Raw genomic sequence first — 19,143 nt, 5'->3', positions numbered from 1 at the left:
CGCTGGTCAGCTGGGGCCGGGCCGGCCCTACGCCGTGATGTCCTTCGCCGTGAAGCGCGCCCACGCCGCCGAGCCGAACACGGCGGCGTACAGGCCCTGGAGGCCCAGGTTCTTGAGCAGGTCGTCCCAGTAGACCGGCTCGCGCATCAGGTCGGCGAAGGACAGCCAGTGGTGCGAGAACAGATACGGCTGGATCGCGTGCAGCTGGGGGATCTGGTCGAGGATCTGGACGGTGATGAGCAGGCCCACCGTCGTCGCCATCGCCGCGATCCCGCTGTTCGTGAGCGTCGAGACGAACAGTCCGAGCGCGGCGATCCCCACGAGTGACGCGGCCACGACGAGGGCGATCAGCAGGGCCCGTACGAGACCCTCGCCGAAGCCGATCCGCGTGCCGGAGATCGTGACGAGGTCGCCGAGCGGGAAGAGCAGGGCGCCCGTGGCGAGCGCCGTCGCCGCCACGACCAACGTCGCGACCAGGCAGAACGTCATCGTGGTCGCGTACTTGGTGAGCAGCAGGCGGGTGCGGCCCGCCGGGGCGACGAGCAGATAGCGCAGCGTTCCCGCGTTCGCCTCGCCGGCGATCGCGTCGCCCGCGATCACCCCGACCGCCATCGGCAGGAAGAACGGGAGCGTCGCGGCGAGCGAGGTGAAGACCAGGAACAGGCCGTTGTTGGTGATCTGCGCGATGAACGCGGGCCCTCCCCCGCCGCCGCCCGCGGCCTGTGAACCGCCGCTCGTCTCGATCTTGACGGCGATCCCGACGAGGATCGGCACCCCGGCCAGGACCCCGAGCAGGGCGATCGTGCGCCAGCGGCGGAACGTGGTGACCAGCTCGCTGCGGAACAGGCCGAGCGTCCAGATCCTCTTCCGCACGGGCGCCGCGTCCTCGGCGGCGGTGACGGTGGCGGCCGTGGTCGTGGTCGTGGTCTCAGCCCGCGACATCGAATCCCTCTCCCGTCAGGGCCACGAACGCGTCCTCCAGCGACGCCCGTTCGAGTCCGAAGCCGCGGACGCGGACGCCCGCGGTGACCAGTGCGGCGTTCAGCTCGGCGAGGTCGATGCCGGGACCGGGCGGCTCGCCCGTCACCTGATCGTCCGTCACGGTCAGGTCCGCGATGCCCCGCTCCTTCAGGACGCGCGCCGCGTCGCCGGGGTCCGGGGTCGTGACCACGAGCCGGCCGCGGGTGCCCGCCGCGAGCTCGGCGACCGGGCCCTGCGTGATGAGCCGGCCGCGCGTCATCACAGCCGCGTGCGTGCAGACCTGCTCGATCTCGTCGAGGAGGTGTGAGGAGAGGAAGACGGTCGTGCCGTCCGACGCCAACTCCCGTACCAGGGAACGAATTTCGCGCATGCCCTGCGGGTCGAGGCCGTTCGTCGGCTCGTCGAGCACGAGGAGCTTGCGGGGCTGGAGCAGCGCGGCCGCGAGCCCGAGGCGCTGCTTCATGCCGAGCGAGTACGCCTTCGCCTTCTTGCCCGCGGCGGCCGTCAGGCCCACCCGGTCGAGGGCGGTGGCGACGCGGGCGCGCCGGGTGCGGGGGTCGGCGGCCGGGTCGGCGGAGTCGTACCGGATCAGGTTGTCCCGGCCGGACAGGAACCCGTACAGGGCAGGGCCCTCGATGAGCGCGCCGACGTGCGGGAGGACCGTGCGGGCCGCTCGGGGCATGGGGCGGCCGAGGACGACGGCCGCGCCGGACGTCGGCTCGATCAGGCCCATCAGCATGCGGATGGTGGTGGTCTTGCCCGAGCCGTTCGGCCCGAGGAAGCCGAAGACGCTGCCGGCGGGGACGGTGAGGTCGAGGCCGTCGACCGCCGGCTGGTCGCCGCCGTAGCGCTTGGTGAGGGCCCGCGTCTCGATCACGGACTCCTCGGCAGTGCTCGCCGCCATCTCACTCCCCTCGTGCCCATCGTGCCCGTCGGTTCTGGTGGAGTGCGGGAGTGGAGGCACCGGGACCGGCGCCTCCACTCCTGCCTGCCAACTCTCGTGCCGCGTACGGCTACTGCGCCGCGTTCGCCGCCTTCACGAGCGCGTCCTTGGTGACCGCGCCCGCGTAGACCTTGCCGTCGTCCGTGATCAGCGCATTGACCAGGCGGGTCGAGAAGACCGTGCCCGAGCCGAACTTGCCCGTCACATGGTCGCCGAGCGCGTCCATGAACTTCTGCGCCTCCGGCGGGACGTCGCCCGAGCCCGAGCCGCCCGTCGGCAGGCCCTGCCCGCCGGGCAGCTTCAGCTCGGCGATGGACGTCCAGCCCTCACCGATGACCTTCATGTCGTCCATGCCACCGCCCTGAGCGTCCCTCAGCTCCTTGGGCATTCCCTTGGGCAGGTCCTTCGGCATTCCCTTGGGCAGGTCCTTGGGCAGGTCCTTCGGCAGGTCCTTCGGCGCGTGGGACTTGTCCTGCGCCTTGAGGTCGTCGCCCTCGGTGACCTTGGTGCCCTTCGGCGGGGTGAAGTCGAACGTCGAAGCGGCCGGCTTGGCGAAGTCCACCTTGGTGAAGCCCGCGTCCACGACCGCCTTGCCGCCGCCCGCGGGCGTCAGCGTGAACTTCAGCGGCACACCGGTCTTCGCGTCCACCGAGACGGTGATCCCACCGACCGTCGAACCGGCCTGCTTCGGCTTGACGAGCAGCTTGTACGCGTCACGCCCCGCGACCTGCGAGGTGCCCTCCACCGAGATCGACGTCGTCTTGCCGGACGCCTTCAGGACCTCGTCCGCGAGCTCCTTGGGCGTGGCCGGGACGCCCTTCGGCGCCTCGCCCTTGCGGTGCTTCTCGGCCCGGTCACCGCCGGCAGCGGCGTCCTTGGCGTGGTAGGCCTCGTTCGACGCGCTGTCGTAGGCCCAGACCTCGTCGCCGTTGTGGATCACGCTGTACTCGGCCGCGTTGTCCAGGACCGACAGCTTGTGGCGGTCGGGGCCGTCCGCCGCGACGCGCAGCGTGTGCGTGCCGGAGGCGAGCTCCATCAGCTTGGACTGCGGGTCGGCGGACGAGCCCGCCTTGCCGTCCCCGCCGTCCGAGGAGCCGCCGGCGCCCGGGGCGAAGCCGCCCGCCATACCGCCCAGGGACGGGAGTCCGAGATCCGTGGAGATCTTCACCGTGCCGGACATCTGCTGCACGTCCGACTTGGCGATCTTCTCGATGAGCTGCTGCGCGCTGAGCTTCGGCAGATCGGGGTTGCCGGAGTCGGCCAGCGCGGGGACAAGCCCGATCGTCGCCGCGGCCACCCCCACCACCGCGACCGGGACCACATAGCGGGTCGCCTTGCGACGACCGGCGCTTTCGGATTCGTACGGTGCCATGTTGTTGCCCTACCTCCGTGTTGGGCGGCGGCCTACCGTCCTTGCTCGTCTGTCCACCCCAAGCCGCCATTCTCACCCGAACTGGTCGGGAGTGGTGCTATCAATCTGACCAAATCGTCCGGGCGGAAGCGTCAGACCCCAGGATCAACTCCGCGTACTCCCGCGGTATGACACGAGAGGGCGGCGCCTCCCCCATCCCGTAGGGGAGATGCCGCAGGTTCCGCGGGTCGGTCAGCGCTGTACGAACACGTGGTCGGCCCGGTACGGCACGCCGACGACCGTGCCGGGGTCGCAGCTGCCCGCCGGGGCGACTGAGCCGACCGTGTTCAGGCGCGGTATCTCGGCGGTGCCGGAGAGCAGCCCGTGCCGCTTGCCGGTCTGCGTGGCCCTGAGGTCCAGCTCAGGGATGTTCCCGTCGCCGTTCGGGGTCCTGCTGATGAGCAGGGTCTTGCGAGAACCCCGCAAGGGACCACGGTCCCGGGGTCGAGCAGCAACGGCCACTGACCTCACCGGCCCGCGCGCGGCGGCCCGGTGAGGCGGGAGGGCGTCAGCCCGCCCGGTGCACCACCGCGTCACACAGCTCCAGGAGAGCCGCCTTCGCGTCGCACTCGGGCAGCGGCGCGAGGGTCGCCCGCGCCTCCTCCGCGTACCGCACCGTGTCCTTGCGGGCCTGCTCCAGGGCGGGGTGGACGCGCAGTCGTGCGAGCGCCTCGGCGTGGCGCGCGTCGTCCGTCAGGTCGGAGTCGAGGAGCTCGCACAGGGCGCGGTCCTCGGGCAGGCCGAGCTGCTCGGCGCGCTCGCGCAGCCGAAGGACCGGCAGCGTGGGGATGCCCTCGCGCAGGTCGGTGCCGGGGGTCTTGCCGGACTCGTGCGAGTCGGAGGCGATGTCCAGGACGTCGTCGGCGAGCTGAAAGGCGACGCCGAGCCGCTCGCCGTACTGGGCGAGGACGTCCACGATGCGCTCGTCGGCGCCCGACATCATCGCGCCGAACCGCACGGCCACGGCGATCAGCGAGCCGGTCTTGCCGCCCAGGACGTCGAGGTAGTGGTCGACCGGGTCGCGGCCGTCGCGCGGTCCGGCCGTCTCCAGGATCTGCCCGGTGACGAGGCGTTCGAAGGCCTCCGCCTGGATGCGGACGGCCTCGGGCCCGAGGTCGGCCAGCATGTGCGAGGCGCGCGAGAACAGGAAGTCGCCGGTCAGGACCGCGACGGAGTTGCCCCAGCGGGTGTTGGCGCTGTCGACGCCGCGGCGCACGTCGGCCTCGTCCATCACGTCGTCGTGGTAGAGCGTCGCGAGATGCGTGAGCTCGACGACGACGGCGGCGGGCACGACACCCGGCGCGTACGGATCGCCGAACTGCGCGGCGAGCATCGCGAGGAGGGGCCTGAAGCGCTTGCCGCCCGCACGGACGAGATGCTGCGCGGCCTCCGTGATGAAGGGGACCCCGCTCTTCGTTGCCTCGAGCAGACCCTCCTCGACAGCCGCCAACCCGGCCTGGACATCGGCTTCGAGAGCCTGGTCCCGCACGCTAAGACCGAAAGTCCCGACGACGGTCACGAGAGGTTCTCCTGTCTGCTGACGATCACATGGCGAACTCGGTCGATCATTTGGTCGATGACACGGTTTGTCGATGTGTCGCTGCCATCACTCAAGTCAGCGTATCCGGTCGCGTTTCGATCACAGTGGGGGCCTGCCCGCACAGACCGGGCCGAGCGACCCACGAACACCCCCGGTATGTTCTTGATCAGCTCATACGACCGAGCAGACCGGGAGTCCCGCTTTTGTCCCGCACCACGGCCGAGGCCGATCCGAACGAACCGCTGACCGACCAGCCGCCGCCGGGCGACGACCACGCGTTCTTCGGCCAGCCGCGCGGCCTGCTCACGCTGTCGGGCCTCGAGGTCTGGGAGCGTTTCTCGTTCCTCGGCATGCAGGCCATCCTCGTCCTCTACTTCGCGGACACGGTGGCACACGGCGGCTTGGGCATGTCCGCGGGAACGGCGGCGTCCGTATCGGCAGCCTACGGAACTCTCGTCTATCTCGTCTCGGTGGGGGGCGGCTGGCTCGCCGACCGGATCCTCGGCTCGTACCGCGCGGTCCTGTACGGCGGCATTCTGATCGCCTGCGGCCACTACGCGATGGCGGTGCCGACGGCGGCCATGACCTGGGTCGGCCTCGGCCTGATCAGCGCGGGAACCGGCCTGGTCAAACCCAATGTCGCCACCATGGTCGGCAAGCTCTACCGCACCGCCGACGAGCGCCGCGACGCCGGCTTCGCGCTGTACTACATGGGCATCAACATCGGCGCCTTCGCGGGCCCGTTGGTCACCGGCTGGCTCGGCGACCACAAGGGCTGGCACTGGGGCTTCTCGGCCGCCGCGATCGGCATGACGTTCGGACTCGTCCAGTACGTCGCCGGGCGACGTCACCTGGCCGGGCGCAAACACGCCGCCGAGTACGCGCTGCCGCCCGAAGGGATGCGACGCGCCGTCCGGATGATGATCGCGGGCGCGGCTGTCGTCGCCGTACTCGCCGTGATCCTCGTCCGGGCCGGCTGGCTGACGATGGGCCGCTTCGTGGACGTCCTCACGGTCATCTCGGTCATCGCGCCGGTCGTGTACTTCGCGGTCATGTTCCGCAGCCCTCGCGTGAGCGCCGAGGAGCGCGGCAGGCTCAAGCCGTACGTCGTGCTCTTCCTGGCCTCCGTGGTCTTCAACTTCATCCTGTTCCAGGCGTACTCGACGATGATCCTGCTGGCCTCGACGAACGCCAGGACCGAGATCCTCGGCTTCCACTTCCCCGCCGGCTGGTACGCGTCCGCGCTCGGCGCCTTCGAGGTCGCGCTCGCCCCCGTGGTGGCCGGTCTGTGGGCCCGGATGGGGCCGCGCCAGCCGCATGCCTCCAACAAGATCGCGTTCGGTGTGATCCTGGGCGGTCTGTCGTTCCTCCTCATGGTCATCCCCACCTCGGGCCACAGCGGGGACACCTACAAGATGGCCGCCTGGTGGATCGTCGGCTCGTATCTGCTGCTCGGCCTCGGCGACATCCTTCTGGAGACCTCCGGCATGTCGGCGACGACGAAGCTCGCCCCGAAGGCATTCTCCAGCCAGACCATGTCCCTCTGGTTCCTGTCGCTCGCCCTCGCCAACGGCATCCAGGCACAGACAGTGAAGCTCTACGGCGAGGTCTCCAATCCCGCGTACTTCGGCGTAAACGGCGCCATCGCCGTCGTCTTCGGCCTGGCCGTGATCGCGCTCGCGCCGTGGCTGCGCAGGACCATGCACCCCGTTCACTGAGGTAACTCCCATGTCAGAAACCCCGGCCATCACCATCCGCACCTCCTTCCCCTACGAGACGACCCGCGAGGACGTTCGCGTACCCCTGCCGGACGGCACCACACTGTTCGCCCGCATCTGGCGTCCGGTGACCGACGAGCCGGTGCCCGCCATCCTCGAGTACCTCCCGTACCGCCTCAGCGACTGGACGGCGCCGCGCGACTGGCAGCGCCACCCCTGGTACGCGGGCCACGGCTACGCCTCCGTACGTGTCGACGTACGCGGGCACGGCAACTCGGAGGGCCTGCCCGGCGACGAGTACGACTCGACGGAGCTCGCGGACGGGGTCGCCGTCGTCAACTGGCTGGCCGCACAGCCCTGGTGCAGCGGCAAGGTCGGCATGTTCGGCATCTCCTGGGGCGGCTTCAACTCCCTCCAGATCGCGGCCCTCGCACCCGAGCCGCTCAAGGCGGTCGTCACGGTCTGCTCGACAGACGACCGCTATGACAACGACGTGCACTACATGGGAGGTTCCGTCCTCGCGGTGGACATGCACGCGTGGGCGGCGACCATGCTCGCCTTCGTGTCGCGGCCGCCCGACCCCCAGTTCGTCGGCGAGGGCTGGCGCGACATGTGGCTGAAGCGCCTCGAAGCGGTCGACCCCTTCATCCACACCTGGCTCGGCCACCAGACGCGCGACGCCTACTGGCAGCACGGCAGCATCTGCGAGGACTACACCGCCGTACGCGCGGCCGTCCTCGCCGTGGGCGGCTGGCACGACCCGTACCGCGACACCGTCCTGCGCCTGGTCGAGAACCTGCCCGACCAGCAGGTACGCGGCATCATCGGCCCCTGGTCGCACCAGTACCCGGACCGCGGCCTGCCGCCGGGCCCCGCGATCGGCTTCCTCCAGGAGACCCTCCGCTGGTGGGACCACCACCTCAAGGGCGCCGACAACGGCGTCATGGCGGAGCCCAAACTCCGCTCCTGGATCAGCGACTCGCACCCGCCCGCCACCGTCCACCCGACGCTGCCCGGCCACTGGGTCGGCGACCCGTCCTGGCCGTCCCCGAACGTCGCGCCCCTCGCGTACGCCCTTCAGGGCCCGCCCGTGATCGTGAAGTCGCCCCAGCAGACGGGCCTGGACGCGGGCCGCTTCTTCCCCTTCGGCAACGACGCGGACCTGCCGCCGGACCAGCGGGACGAGGACGCGAAGTCGGCGTGCTTCGAGTTCGAGGTGCCCGCGGAGCTGCAGGTCCTCGGCCGGCCGCGGGTGTCGCTGCGGATCACCAGCGAGGTACCGCGCGGGCAGGTCGCCGTCCGGGTGTGCGACGTGGCGCCCGACGGCTCGTCCACGCTGGTCACACGCGGCGTCCTGAACCTGTCCTCGCGCGAGGGCCGCGACAAGGCCGTCGACTGGCCCCCCGGCACCACGGACGAGGTCGACTTCGAGCTGAACGGCATCGGCCACACCTTCCCGGCCGGGCACCGCATCCGGCTCGCGGTGTCGTCCGCGTACTGGCCGTGGATCTGGCCGCAGCCCGGATCCGAGGCCGGCTTCACCCTCGACCCGGCGGGCAGCACCCTCGAACTGCCGGTCAGGATGGTCGACGCAGAGAACGGCGCCGACATCGGCTTCGAGCGGCCCGAACAGTCCGAGCCGATGGGCGTCGTCTACCCGGCCACCCTGGACGAACAGCGCCCCGAGCGCCTGTGCGTCCGCGACGTCGCCAAGGGCGAATGGCGCCTCGAGGTCGACCCGCGCTACGGCGGCACCCGGGTCTACCCCGACGGCCTCGAATTCACCGAGGACGCCGTGGAGACGTACGTCATCCAGGAGGCGGACCCACTCAGCGCGCGCACCCGCTCCGACTGGTCGATCCGCCTGCACCGGCCCGAGCTGGCATGGGACGTGACGGTCAAGACCCGCTCCGAAATCGCCTGCGACGCGACGGACTTCATCACCAGCAACGAGGTGGTGTGCCGGGACGGCGGCGAGGTGGTCTTCCACCGGACATGGGAGCAGCGGATTCCGCGTACGGCGGGGTGAGCGTGCGGCGCCGGGCCGACGGGGCGCGTGGCTAGCGTCGTACGAAGTGGCGTTCGAGGATCACGGCGACCCCGTCCTCCTCATGGGACAGGGTCACCTCGTCGGCCGCCGCCCTGAGTTCGGCGTGGGCGTTGGCCATGGCGACGCCGTGGCCGGCCCACGCGAACATCGGCAGGTCGTTCGGCATGTCACCGAAGGCGATCGTGCGCTCCGGCGTCGCACCGAGCCGTTCGGCGGCCAGCGCGAGCCCCGTCGCCTTGGTGACGCCGCACGGCTGGAGCTCCACGGTGCCGGGGCCCGACATGGTGACCGTCGCCAGATCGCCGACGGCCGCCCGGGCCGCCGTCGCCAACTCGTCGTCGCTCAGCCGGGGATGACGGAGCAGCACCTTGCTGATGGGCTCGGCCCACAGCTCCTCGCGGCGCTCGATCCGCACGGCGGGGAGCGTGGGGTGCGGCATCACATAGCCCGGCTCGATGAGCGTCAGACCGTCCCTACCGTCCTGATCGACCGCCGCGTCGACCTGGCCGACCTCGGCCTCGATCTTGCCGAGGGCCTGCTCGGCGAGGTCGCGGTCGAGGGTCAGGGACCACACGATGCGGTCCGTCGCCGCGTCGTACAACTGGGCGCCCTGGGCGCAGACCGCGAGGCCGGTGCCGCCGAGCTCACCGAGCAGCGGCCGCACGCGCGGCGCGGGCCGTCCCGTCACCACGAGGTGCCGGGCCCCCACGGCTGCCGCGGCCGCGAGGGCGTCGCGCGTCCGTTCGGAGACCGTGTCGTCGCCGCGCAGCAGCGTCCCGTCCAGGTCTGTGGCGATGAGTTCGAACGGAGCGGAGCGCAACGGAGCGGGCATGATCGAGAGAATACGGACCGCTCCGCCGGGTCACTCCGCCCGGTCGCTCCCTCCGGCGCCCCTCCCGTTCATCCCAGCGCGGGGCGCCTCACGCGTGTGCCGCCGCGAGATGCTTCACCAGCCGCGGCGACGCGAACTCGGTGCCGCACACGAACCTCATCACCGGCCCGAACGACGACCCGCCCAGCATGCCCGTGAAGTAGAGCCCCGGCACCGAGGACACATAGCCCGCCCCCAGCTTGGGGGTGCCCCGGCTGGCGGCGATGCGGGTCCGCAGACCGTCGCCGAGGAAGTCCATCGCGGCGAGGTCCACGCGGTAGCCGGTCGCGGCGATGACGTGGTCCGCGGTCAGCTCCTCGCGGCGCCCGCCGGGGGCCCGCACCGTGAGGGCCGCGCCTCCGTCCGCCGCGGCGGACCCCACGATTCCTTCCACCTCGCGCACCCGCACCTTGTCCTCGAACCGCTCGCGCAGCCACCACGCCCCGAGCGGCCCGAGCACCCGCCGGACGAGGAAGTGCCGTGCCTGCGGCGGGAGACGGCGGTACGGGTGCGGGTAGTACGTCAGCGCGTACAGCGACCAGGCCCGGCCGAACGGCGTCTCGGGGCGCAGCTTCGGCTGCTCCCACGGCGGCGCGCCGAATCGTACGGAGCCCTGGCCGCGCGCCACGATCCGCACGCTCGCCCCGGCCTCTGCGGCGAGCGCGGCGGTCTCCAGGGCGGACTGCCCGGCGCCGACGACGATGAGTTCCCTGCCGGAGAAACGGGACAGGTCGTGGTGCTGCGAGCTGTGGGAGACAGGTCCTGTGGGGGCGGGGCCGTCGGGCGCCGCCGCGGCGAGCTCGTGCGGCAGGTGGTCGAGGCCCGAGAGGCCGGTGGCGACGACGACCGCGCGGGCCGTGAACTGCTCGCCGGAGTCCAGCTTGACCTCGAAGTTCTCGTGTCCGCGCCGGTCCACCGACACGACCCTGACCCGCTCCAGGTCGGGCACGAGCTTCTGCTGGAACCAGTCCCCGTAGGCAACGAACGTCTCGACCGGGACGATGTCCTCGTCCGTCACGAGGCGCGGGATCCCTGCGGCGTCGCAGTAGTCGACGAGGTCGTGGCCGCGCTGCGGGGCGTCGATGTTCGAGGCGGACGGCACGGACTTCAGGAGCATTCCCGCGGGCATGTGCGAGCGCCAGCTCACCATGGGGTCGCCGAAGACGCGTACCGGAATGCCGCGTGCCCGCAGATGGGCGGCGGTCGACAGGCCGTACGGGCCCGCTCCGATGACAGCTACCGGATGAATCACGAAGTCCCCTCCCCAGGGAAGAACAATTGCTTCCTACTTCGCGTTGACACTTGGTACTTGGTGCTGGGTACTTGGTACTCAGTGGTGGTCGTGCGCTATTTGGTCCTGGTCCCGGTCGTGCCGCTGCCTCGGCGGTTGGTCCGCCACAGCTGGTGGAGGTGGCGGGCTCCTGGGCCCGCGAAGCGGGCAAGCATCGTGAACAGGGGCCGCAGATCGTCGGTGGCGAGCCAGGCGAGCTCCGTGCCCGTGGCGCGGGCGGGGGCGTGCGGGGTCGTGTAGCCGCTGCGGCGGTAGGCGATGAGAGCGGGCAGGTCGATGTTCTCCACCACGTACCGGTGGCCCGCGCGCTGTTCCCCCTCCGGGACGGCGCGGCCGGTCAGGTCGAGATGCATGGCACGGACGACGTCGACCCCGGACTCGCTCTCGAAGAGCCGGAACTGGGCGCCCATGCGCGGATTGAAGTCGAGGAGCTTGTACTGGCCGTCGCGCCGGTCGAAGCGCAGGTCGAGGTCGATGACGCCGGTGAAGCCGATCTGTTTGATGAAACGCGCGGCGAGGTCCGCGAGTTCCGGATTGTCGACGACGTATGCGTTCGCCGTCATGCCCGCGTGCGGCGGCCAGGAGCGCACCTTGACGCCGGTGAACAGGGCCAGCGGTGTCGAGTCCGCGTCGAAGTACGCGTGCACGATCCAGTCCTCGGCCTGCTCCCTCGGCAGATACTCCTGGAGGATCACGCCGGGCCGCCCGCCCCAGTCGCGGGCGAGTTCGAGCAGGCCCTCGGGGGTGGCGATCTTCGTCGTGCCGTTCACCGCGGGCTGTTTGCGGCGGGTGAACGCCTCCCGGTTCTTGGCGACCACCGGGAAGCGGGCCGACTCGGCGAACTCCTCGATGTCGGCGTACGACTCGGGGAACGAGGCCGCCGGCGACGCGACGCCGTGCTCCACGCACAGTTCGTGCAGCCCCTGCTTGCTGGCGAGGCGGCGCGGCAGGTCCTGCTCGACGCGGGGGAACAGGAATTTCCCCCCGTCCGCCAGCTCTTCCTGGTGCTCGGCGATGAGGACAGCCGCCTCTTCGTCGGTCGGGATCAGGACTGCGGGCCTGCCGATCCGGCGCGCGACGCGCAGCATGCCCTCGACGAGCCGCTCCGGTTCCTCGGCCCCGGTGGTCCGCCAGGGAAAGGCCCGGCGCAGATAGCGCGAGGACGCCGCGGGCGTGTAACGGTCCTCCGTGATCGCGTACATGGGCACGCCGAGGCGGCCCAGGCTGCGGATTGCTCCCACTCCTCCGTGATGCAGTGGATAGTGACCGAACTTGACGATCAGGCCCGGCACGTCCCGATCGCATGCGAACGGCACGCTGCTGGCGCTCCTGGCCACGGGTCCCCCCACGTGTCCTGTCCCCCTTCGGACCCGGACCCACCCCGTCCGCGTCCCCCGATAGGACGCTAAGCCGGAATTGACCACTCCAGCAAGGCTTATCCGGACATTGCGAACTCTTTAGGCACTGCCCCAACGCGCCGCTCCCACGTAACGTGTGGCCCACCCACATGGAAAGCGAGGCAGGTACGCATGTCCGAGCAGACCCCGCTCACCCCCCTCGACCTCCCCGAAGGTGACCCCTTCGGACCGCACAACCTCCCGTACGGGGTGTTCTCCCTGCCGGGGGAGGCCGTGGAAGCGCGCCGGGTCGGCGTGCGCCTCGGCTCGTACGTGCTGGACGCGGGCGCCGCGGCGGCCGCGCTCGGCTCGCCCTACGTCTCCCTGCTCGCCCGTCCCACCCTGAACCCGCTCATGGCGGCGGGCCGCACCGCCTGGTCGGACGTGCGCCGCGCGCTCACGGCCTGGGTCACGGTCCCGGCCCACCGCGAGACCGTGCGCCCCCTGCTGCACCCGCTCGCCGATGTCACCTTGCACATCCCCTTCGAGGTCGCGGACTACGTCGACTTCTACGCCTCGGAGAACCATGCCCGGAACCTGGGCCGGATGTTCCGCCCGGACGAGGAGCCCCTGAAGCCCAACTGGAAGCATCTGCCGGTGGGTTACCACGGCCGCGCCGGCACGGTAGTGGTCTCGGGCACGGACGTGGTCCGCCCCTCGGGCCAGCGCAAGCCCCCGGCCGACCCGGCCCCGGTCTTCGGCCCGTCGGTGCGGCTCGACATCGAGACGGAGCTCGGCTTCGTCGTCGGGACGCCGTCCGCGCAGGGCACGCCGGTGCCGCTGTCCGCGTACCGCGACCACGTGTTCGGGCTCTGCCTCCTCAACGACTGGTCGGCGCGCGACATCCAGTCCTGGGAGACCGTGCCGCTCGGCCCGCACCTCGGCAAGTCGTTCGCCACCTCGGTCTCGGCCTGGATCACCCCGCTGGACGCGCTGGACGAGGCGCGCGTGGCGCCCCCGGAGCGCACATACCCGCTGCTGCCGTACCTGGACGACTCGGCGCCCTCCGCCGACGGCATCGCGGACGAGCCCGGCGGCTACGACCTGCACATCACGGTCACCCTCAACGGCCATGTCATCTCCGAGACCTCCTCCGCCTCCCTTTACTGGACGGCGGCGCAGATGCTGGCGCACATGACGGTGGCCGGCGCCTCCCTGCGCACGGGCGACCTGTACGGCTCCGGCACCATCAGCGGCGCCTCGGAGAACGCACGCGGCTCCCTCATCGAAATCACCTGGAATGGCCGCGACCCCATCGAACTCCCCGACGGCAAGCGAACGTTCCTCGAGAACGGTGACGTGGTCACGATGACGGCGTGGGCCCAGGGCCCGGACAACACCCGCGTGGGCCTCGGCGAAGTGACGGGGCGGATCGTGGCGGGCGCCGCAGTGTAAGAGACCTGGGTGCGGCGCCGTCAGTGGCCTGAGGGCGGCGCCACCACCGTCACCAGTCGATGTCCTCGGGCTCCTGCTCGTCCTCGGGCCAGCCGGGATCCGGCTCCGGCGCCTCCCCGGCGGCGGAGCCGGCCGGGGCTGCCGGGGCTGCCGGGGCGCTGGAACCGGCGCCGTCCAGGCCCGCCAGGACGGCGAGCACCCCCTCGCCCCACGTCGCCAGCTTCTTCTCGCCGACGCCGCCGATCGCGCCCAACTGGCCGACGGACGTCGGGTGTTGGAGGGCGATCTCCTTGAGCGTCGCGTCGTGGAAGATGACGTACGCCGGGACCCCGTTCTCCTTCGCCTGCGCGCCGCGCCACGCGCGCAGCGCCTCGAACACGGGCAGCAGCTGCTCCGGCAGGTCCGCCGCGGGCGACTTCGCCTTGCGGTCCCGCGAGGCCGACCGGGACGTGGCGGGGCGCGGCGCCTCCTTGCGCAGCCGCACCTCCCGCCGGCGCCCGAGGACGCTCCCGCTCTCCTCGGTGAGCACCAGTGTCCCGTACTCGCCCTCGACCGCGATGAGCCCCTGCGCGAGCAACTGCCGTGCCACGCCCCGCCATTCGGCCTCGCTCAGGTCCTCGCCGATGCCGAAGACGGAGAGCTGGTCGTGGTCGAACTGGATGACCTTGGCCGTGCGCCTGCCCATCAGGATGTCGATGACCTGACCCGCGCCGAACTTCTGCCTGCGCTCCCGGTCGAGACGCACCACCGTGGAGAGGATCTTCTGAGCGGCGACGGTGCCGTCCCAGGTCTCCGGCGGCGAGAGGCACGTGTCGCAGTTGCCGCAGCTTGCCGCCTGCGGCTCCTGGCCGAAGTACATGAGGAGCTGGGACCTGCGGCACTGCGCCGTCTCGCACAGCGCCAGCATCGCGTCGAGGTGGGACCCCGCCCGGCGCCGGAACGCCTCGTCCCCCTCTCCCATGTTGATCAGCTTCCGCTGCTGGACGACGTCCTGCAGCCCGTACGCCATCCAGGCCGTGGACGCGAGCCCGTCACGGCCGGCGCGGCCCGTCTCCTGGTAGTACCCCTCGACGGACTTCGGCAGGTCGAGATGCGCGACGAACCGGACATCGGGCTTGTCGATGCCCATGCCGAACGCGATGGTCGCGCAGACGACCAGGCCCTCCTCGCGCAGAAACCGGGACTGGTGCGTCGCGCGGGTGCCCGCGTCCAGGCCCGCGTGGTACGGGACCGCCTCGATGCCGTTGCGGCTGAGGAACTCGGCCGTCGCCTCCACCGACTTGCGCGACAGGCAGTACACGATGCCCGCGTCGCCCTCGTGCTCCTGCTTGAGGAAGCTGAGGAGCTGCTTCTTCGGGTCCGCCTTCGGCACGATCCGGTACTGGATGTTGGGCCGGTCGAAGCTCGCCACGAAGTGCTTCGCGTCCGGCATGCCCAGGCGCTGGGTGATCTCCTGGTGCGTGGCGTGCGTCGCCGTCGCCGTGAGCGCGATGCGCGGCACGTCCGGCCAGCGCCGGCCGAGGACGGAGAGCGCCAGGTAGTCGGGGCGGAAGTCGTGCCCCCACTGCGCCACACAGTGCGCCTCGTCGATCGCGAAGACGGAGATCCTGCCGCGGGAGAGCAGGTCGAGCGTGGAGTCGAGGCGCAGCCGCTCCGGCGCCAGATAGATGACGTCCAGCTCGCCCGCGAGAAACTCGGCCTCGACGGTGCGGCGCTCGTCGAAGTCCTGCGTCGAGTTCATGAACCCGGCGCGCACGCCCAGCGCGCGCAGCGCGTCCACCTGGTCCTGCATGAGGGCGATGAGCGGCGAGATCACGACGCCCGTGCCGGGCCTGACCAGGGCCGGGATCTGGTAGCACAGGGATTTGCCGCCGCCGGTCGGCATCAGGACGACGGCGTCCCCGCCGTCCACGACATGGTCGATGATCGCTTCCTGCTCGCCGCGGAACGCGTCATATCCGAAGACGCGGTGCAGCGTCTCCAGCGCGCCGCCGCGCATCGCCGTCGCCACGCCGGGCTCCGTCACCTCGCTCATGCCACCGATCCCATTCATCGCCCTGTCCCCCGTACGTCCATACTTTGTGGTTCGACCACTGCTGCCACGATAGGGCTCCGCACCGACAGCCCGAAAAGTTATCCACAGGCTGGGGCAACGTCACCTCCCGGCTGGGGGTCCGGGGGTCGTCCCCCGGGAAGTCACAGCCCACAGGCTGGGGGCGAGGTCACCTCCCGGCCGGGGGTCCCGGAACGCCTCCGCCCGGCACCCCCTCGCGGGGACACCGGGCGGTGACGACCGTGCGTGACGTGGTTACCGCACGAACACGCTCGCCTGGTTCGCCAGGTCCAGGAAGTACTGCGGCGCGAGGCCCAGCACCACCGTGACCGCCACACCCACCGCGATCGTGGTCATGGTCAGCGGCGAGGGCACTGCGACCGTCGGGCCGTCCGCCTTCGGCTCGCTGAAGAACATGAGCACGATCACCCGGATGTAGAAGAACGCCGCGATGGCCGACGAGATCACACCGACCACGACGAGCGCACCGGCCCCGCCCTCCGCCGCCGCCTTGAACACGGCGAACTTTCCGGCGAAGCCCGAGGTCAGCGGGATGCCGGCGAAGGCGAGCAGGAACACCGCGAAGACGGCCGCGACCAGTGGCGAGCGGCGTCCGAGCCCCGCCCACTTCGACAGGTGCGTGGCCTCGCCGCCGGCGTCCCTGACCAGCGTCACCACGGCGAACGCGCCGACAGTCACGAAGGAGTACGCGCCCAGGTAGAAGAGCACGGACGAGATGCCGTCGGGCGTGGTGGCGATGACACCGGCGAGGATGAATCCGGCGTGCGCGATCGACGAGTACGCGAGGAGCCGCTTGATGTCGGTCTGGGTGATCGCGACGATCGCGCCGCCCAGCATCGTGATGATCGCGATGGCCCACATGACCGGCCGCCAGTCCCAGCGCAGGCCGGGCAGGACGACGTACAGGAGCCGCAGGAGGGCGCCGAAGGCGGCGACCTTCGTGGCGGCCGCCATGAAGCCGGTGACCGGTGTCGGCGCGCCCTGGTAGACGTCCGGGGTCCACATGTGGAACGGCACGGCGCCGACCTTGAACAGCAGGCCCATGACGACCATGGCGACGCCGATGAGCAGCAGCGCGTCGTTCCCCATGGTGTCGGCGAGCGCCGGGTCGATGTTCTGGATCGATCCGTCGACAACATCGGCGATCGTCGCGTACGTCACCGAGCCCGCGTACCCGTACAGGAGGGCGATGCCGAACAGGGTGAACGCCGAGGCGAAGGCGCCGAGGAGGAAGTACTTGACCGCGGCCTCCTGCGACATGAGCCGCTTGCGGCGGGCCAGGGCGCACAGGAGGTAGAGCGGGAGAGAGAAGACTTCCAGGGCGATGAACAGCGTCAGCAGGTCGTTCGCCGCGGGGAAGACCAGCATGCCGCCGATCGCGAAGAGCGCGAGCGGGAACACCTCGGTGGTGGTGAACCCGGCCTTCACGGCGGCCTTCTCGCTGTCGCTGCCGGGCACGGACGCGGCCTGCGCGGCGAACGAGTCGACGCGATTGCCATGCGCCTCCGGGTCCAGGCGGCGCTCGGCGAAGGTGAAGATCGCGACGAGGCCGGTCAGCAGGATCACGCCCTGGAGGAACAGGGCCGGGCCGTCGACGGCGATGGCGCCCATGGCCGCGATGTGCGCCTTCGTGGTGCCGTACCCGCCGGCCGCGAGCCCGACCACCGCGGCGAACGCGGCGGCCAGGGCGACGACGGCGAGGAACACCTGGACGTAGTAGCGGGACTTGCGCGGCACGAACGCCTCGACAAGGACCCCGAGGACCGCCACACCGATGACGATCAGGGTGGGCGACAATTGGCCGTATTCGATCTTCGGCGCGTCGATCTTGGTAATTTGATCTTTAAACGGCGCTGTGGCCGCCGTTGTCCACAGGCTGTGGACGGCTGCTGCGCTCACTTGGCCGCCTCCACCGCTGGCTTCGGGTCCTTCTTGTGTACGTCGGACAGGGTGTGCTTGACCGCCGGGTTCACCAGGTCGGTGACCGGCTTCGGGTAGACGCCCAGGAAGATCAGCGCGGCGATCAGCGGGACGACCACCGCGAGTTCCCGCACGCGCAGGTCCGGCAGGGCCGAGATCTCCGGCTTCACCGGGCCCGTCATCGTCCGCTGGTAGAGGACGAGCGTGTAGAGCGCGGCGAGCACGATGCCGAAGGTCGCGATGATCCCGATCACCGGGTAGCGCGAGAACGTGCCGACCAGGACCAGGAACTCACTCACGAAGGGCGCGAGGCCCGGCAGCGAGAGGGTCGCGAGGCCGCCGATCAGGAACGTGCCGGCGAGCACCGGGGCGACCTTCTGCACGCCTCCGTAGTCCGCGATCAGGCGCGAGCCGCGGCGCGAGATCAGGAAGCCCGCCACCAGCATCAGGGCGGCCGTCGAGATCCCGTGGTTGACCATGTAGAGCGTCGCGCCCGACTGGCCCTGGCTCGTCATCGCGAAGATGCCGAGGACGATGAACCCGAAGTGCGAGATCGACGCGTACGCCACCAGGCGCTTGATGTCCCGCTGGCCGACCGCGAGCAGCGCCCCGTAGACGATGCTGATGAGGGCCAGTACGAGGATGACCGGCGTCGCCCACTTCGAGGCCTCCGGGAAGAGCTGGAGGCAGAAGCGGAGCATCGCGAACGTGCCGACCTTGTCGACCACCGCCGTGATGAGGACGGCGACCGGGGCGGCGGCCTCCCCCATCGCGTTCGGCAGCCAGGTGTGCAGCGGCCACAGCGGCGCCTTCACCGCGAAGGCGAAGAAGAAGCCGAGGAAGAGCCAGCGCTCGGTGCTGGTCGCCATGTGCAGCGAGCCGTCGGCCCGCGCGGCGGCGATCTCCTGGAGCGAGAAGTTCCCCGCCACCACGTAGAGACCGATCACGGCCGCCAGCATGATGAGGCCGCCGACGAGGTTGTAGAGCAGGAACTTCACGGCGGCGTACGAGCGTTGGGCCGCCGCGTTCTCGTCGCTGCCCGCGTGGGCGCGGTCCCCGAAGCCGCCGATGAGGAAGTACATCGGGATGAGCATGGCTTCGAAGAAGATGTAGAAGAGGAAGACGTCGGTGGCCTCGAAGGAGATGATCACCATCGCCTCGACGCCGAGGATCAGGGCGAAGAAGCCCTGCGTCGGGCGCCACCTCGAACTTCCCGTCTCCTGCGGGTCGGCGTCGTGCCAGCCCGCGAGGATCACGAACGGGATCAGGAGGGCGGTGAGCGCGATGAGCGCCACCGCGATGCCGTCCACGCCCAGCTCGTACCGCACCCCGAAGTCCTTGATCCAGGAGTGGGATTCGGTGAGCTGGTAGCGGGCACCGCCGGGCTCGAAGCGCACGAGCACGACCGCGGCCAGCACCAGCGTGGCGAGCGAGACGAGCAGCGCCAGCCACTTCGCCGCCGTGCGCCGCGCGGCCGGTACGGCAGCCGTGGCGATGGCTCCCACGGCGGGGAGCACCGCCGTCGCTGTCAGCAGAGGAAAGGACATTGCTA

Annotated in this window: 14 protein-coding genes; 3 read left to right on the top strand and 11 right to left on the bottom strand. The window is 70.7% G+C overall.

Features of this window, described 5'->3' with window-relative positions:
* Positions 1-27: 27 nt before the first annotated feature.
* The 5 genes from ACY0PA_RS24880 to ACY0PA_RS24860 form a co-directional block, all read right to left on the bottom strand.
* The gene (locus ACY0PA_RS24880) at positions 28-942 is read right to left on the bottom strand and encodes an ABC transporter permease (protein ID WP_473079892.1); all 915 of its coding nucleotides are present in this window, start codon (positions 940-942) and stop codon (positions 28-30) included.
* A complete protein-coding gene (locus ACY0PA_RS24875) occupies positions 929-1,885 on the bottom strand; it encodes an ABC transporter ATP-binding protein (protein WP_473079891.1) in 957 nt (318 codons plus the stop codon). Before ACY0PA_RS24875 ends, ACY0PA_RS24880 begins: the two co-directional genes overlap by 14 nt.
* A 109-nt stretch (positions 1,886-1,994) precedes the next feature.
* Entirely contained in the window at positions 1,995-3,296 is a 1,302-nt protein-coding gene (locus ACY0PA_RS24870) for a LolA family protein (protein WP_473079890.1), read from the bottom strand.
* A gap of 231 nt (positions 3,297-3,527) precedes the next feature.
* Positions 3,528-3,761, bottom strand: coding sequence for a DUF3455 domain-containing protein (locus tag ACY0PA_RS24865; protein WP_473079889.1), 234 nt, complete (start codon positions 3,759-3,761; stop codon positions 3,528-3,530).
* Positions 3,762-3,843: 82 nt separating this feature from the next.
* Positions 3,844-4,854 carry a polyprenyl synthetase family protein gene (locus ACY0PA_RS24860; RefSeq protein WP_473079888.1) on the bottom strand — a complete coding sequence of 337 codons (1,011 nt, stop codon included), beginning with the start codon at positions 4,852-4,854 and terminating at the stop codon, positions 3,844-3,846.
* 224 nt (positions 4,855-5,078) lie between these two features.
* On the opposite strand from ACY0PA_RS24860, the gene ACY0PA_RS24855 reads away from it, so the two are divergent.
* Both ACY0PA_RS24855 and ACY0PA_RS24850 read left to right on the top strand, forming a co-directional pair.
* Positions 5,079-6,593 carry a peptide MFS transporter gene (locus ACY0PA_RS24855; protein ID WP_473079887.1) on the top strand — a complete coding sequence of 505 codons (1,515 nt, stop codon included), beginning with the start codon at positions 5,079-5,081 and terminating at the stop codon, positions 6,591-6,593.
* 28 nt (positions 6,594-6,621) lie between these two features.
* Positions 6,622-8,622, top strand: a complete 2,001-nt coding sequence (locus ACY0PA_RS24850) for a CocE/NonD family hydrolase (protein WP_473086412.1) — start codon at positions 6,622-6,624, stop codon at positions 8,620-8,622.
* 31 nt (positions 8,623-8,653) lie between these two features.
* Here the strand turns inward: ACY0PA_RS24850 and ACY0PA_RS24845 are convergent, their stop codons facing one another.
* The 3 genes from ACY0PA_RS24845 to ACY0PA_RS24835 form a co-directional block, all read right to left on the bottom strand.
* Entirely contained in the window at positions 8,654-9,475 is an 822-nt protein-coding gene (locus ACY0PA_RS24845; protein ID WP_473079886.1) for an HAD family hydrolase, read from the bottom strand.
* 88 nt (positions 9,476-9,563) lie between these two features.
* Positions 9,564-10,766, bottom strand: a complete 1,203-nt coding sequence (locus ACY0PA_RS24840) for an FAD-dependent oxidoreductase (protein WP_473079885.1) — start codon at positions 10,764-10,766, stop codon at positions 9,564-9,566.
* Positions 10,767-10,861: 95 nt separating this feature from the next.
* Positions 10,862-12,121: a carboxylate--amine ligase gene (locus ACY0PA_RS24835; RefSeq protein ID WP_473079884.1), complete on the bottom strand. Its 1,260-nt coding sequence runs from the start codon at positions 12,119-12,121 to the stop codon at positions 10,862-10,864.
* Positions 12,122-12,334: 213 nt separating this feature from the next.
* On the opposite strand from ACY0PA_RS24835, the gene fahA reads away from it, so the two are divergent.
* A complete protein-coding gene (gene fahA / locus ACY0PA_RS24830) occupies positions 12,335-13,597 on the top strand; it encodes a fumarylacetoacetase (protein ID WP_473079883.1) in 1,263 nt (420 codons plus the stop codon).
* A 49-nt stretch (positions 13,598-13,646) separates the two neighbouring features.
* Here the strand turns inward: fahA and recQ are convergent, their stop codons facing one another.
* The 3 genes from recQ to ACY0PA_RS24815 all read right to left on the bottom strand — a co-directional run bounded on the left by recQ (position 13,647) and on the right by ACY0PA_RS24815 (position 19,138).
* The gene (recQ, locus tag ACY0PA_RS24825; protein WP_473079882.1) at positions 13,647-15,632 is read right to left on the bottom strand and encodes a DNA helicase RecQ; all 1,986 of its coding nucleotides are present in this window, start codon (positions 15,630-15,632) and stop codon (positions 13,647-13,649) included.
* A gap of 273 nt (positions 15,633-15,905) precedes the next feature.
* Complete coding sequence (gene nuoN / locus ACY0PA_RS24820; RefSeq protein ID WP_473079881.1) at positions 15,906-17,570, bottom strand: NADH-quinone oxidoreductase subunit NuoN; 1,665 nt, start codon at positions 17,568-17,570, stop codon at positions 15,906-15,908.
* On the bottom strand, positions 17,567-19,138 hold the full coding sequence (locus ACY0PA_RS24815) for an NADH-quinone oxidoreductase subunit M (RefSeq protein WP_473079880.1): 1,572 nt from the start codon (positions 19,136-19,138) through the stop codon (positions 17,567-17,569). Before ACY0PA_RS24815 ends, nuoN begins: the two co-directional genes overlap by 4 nt.
* Positions 19,139-19,143: the final 5 nt, after the last annotated feature.

The organism is Streptomyces sp. DS1-CR2 (assembly GCF_055760475.1).
This window is presented reverse-complemented; position numbering and strand designations above follow the sequence as displayed.

What these genes read in the sequence shown, in the direction of transcription:
- fahA (WP_473079883.1), top strand. Translation starts at nt 12,335, where the DNA reads ATGTCCGAGCAGACCCCGCTCACCCCCCTCGACCTCCCCGAAGGTGAC.
- recQ (WP_473079882.1), bottom strand. Translation starts at nt 15,632, where the DNA reads ATGAGCGAGGTGACGGAGCCCGGCGTGGCGACGGCGATGCGCGGCGGC.
- ACY0PA_RS24870 (WP_473079890.1), bottom strand. Translation starts at nt 3,296, where the DNA reads ATGGCACCGTACGAATCCGAAAGCGCCGGTCGTCGCAAGGCGACCCGC.
- ACY0PA_RS24880 (WP_473079892.1), bottom strand. Translation starts at nt 942, where the DNA reads ATGTCGCGGGCTGAGACCACGACCACGACCACGGCCGCCACCGTCACC.
- ACY0PA_RS24845 (WP_473079886.1), bottom strand. Translation starts at nt 9,475, where the DNA reads ATGCCCGCTCCGTTGCGCTCCGCTCCGTTCGAACTCATCGCCACAGAC.
- ACY0PA_RS24815 (WP_473079880.1), bottom strand. Translation starts at nt 19,138, where the DNA reads ATGTCCTTTCCTCTGCTGACAGCGACGGCGGTGCTCCCCGCCGTGGGA.
- ACY0PA_RS24875 (WP_473079891.1), bottom strand. Translation starts at nt 1,885, where the DNA reads ATGGCGGCGAGCACTGCCGAGGAGTCCGTGATCGAGACGCGGGCCCTC.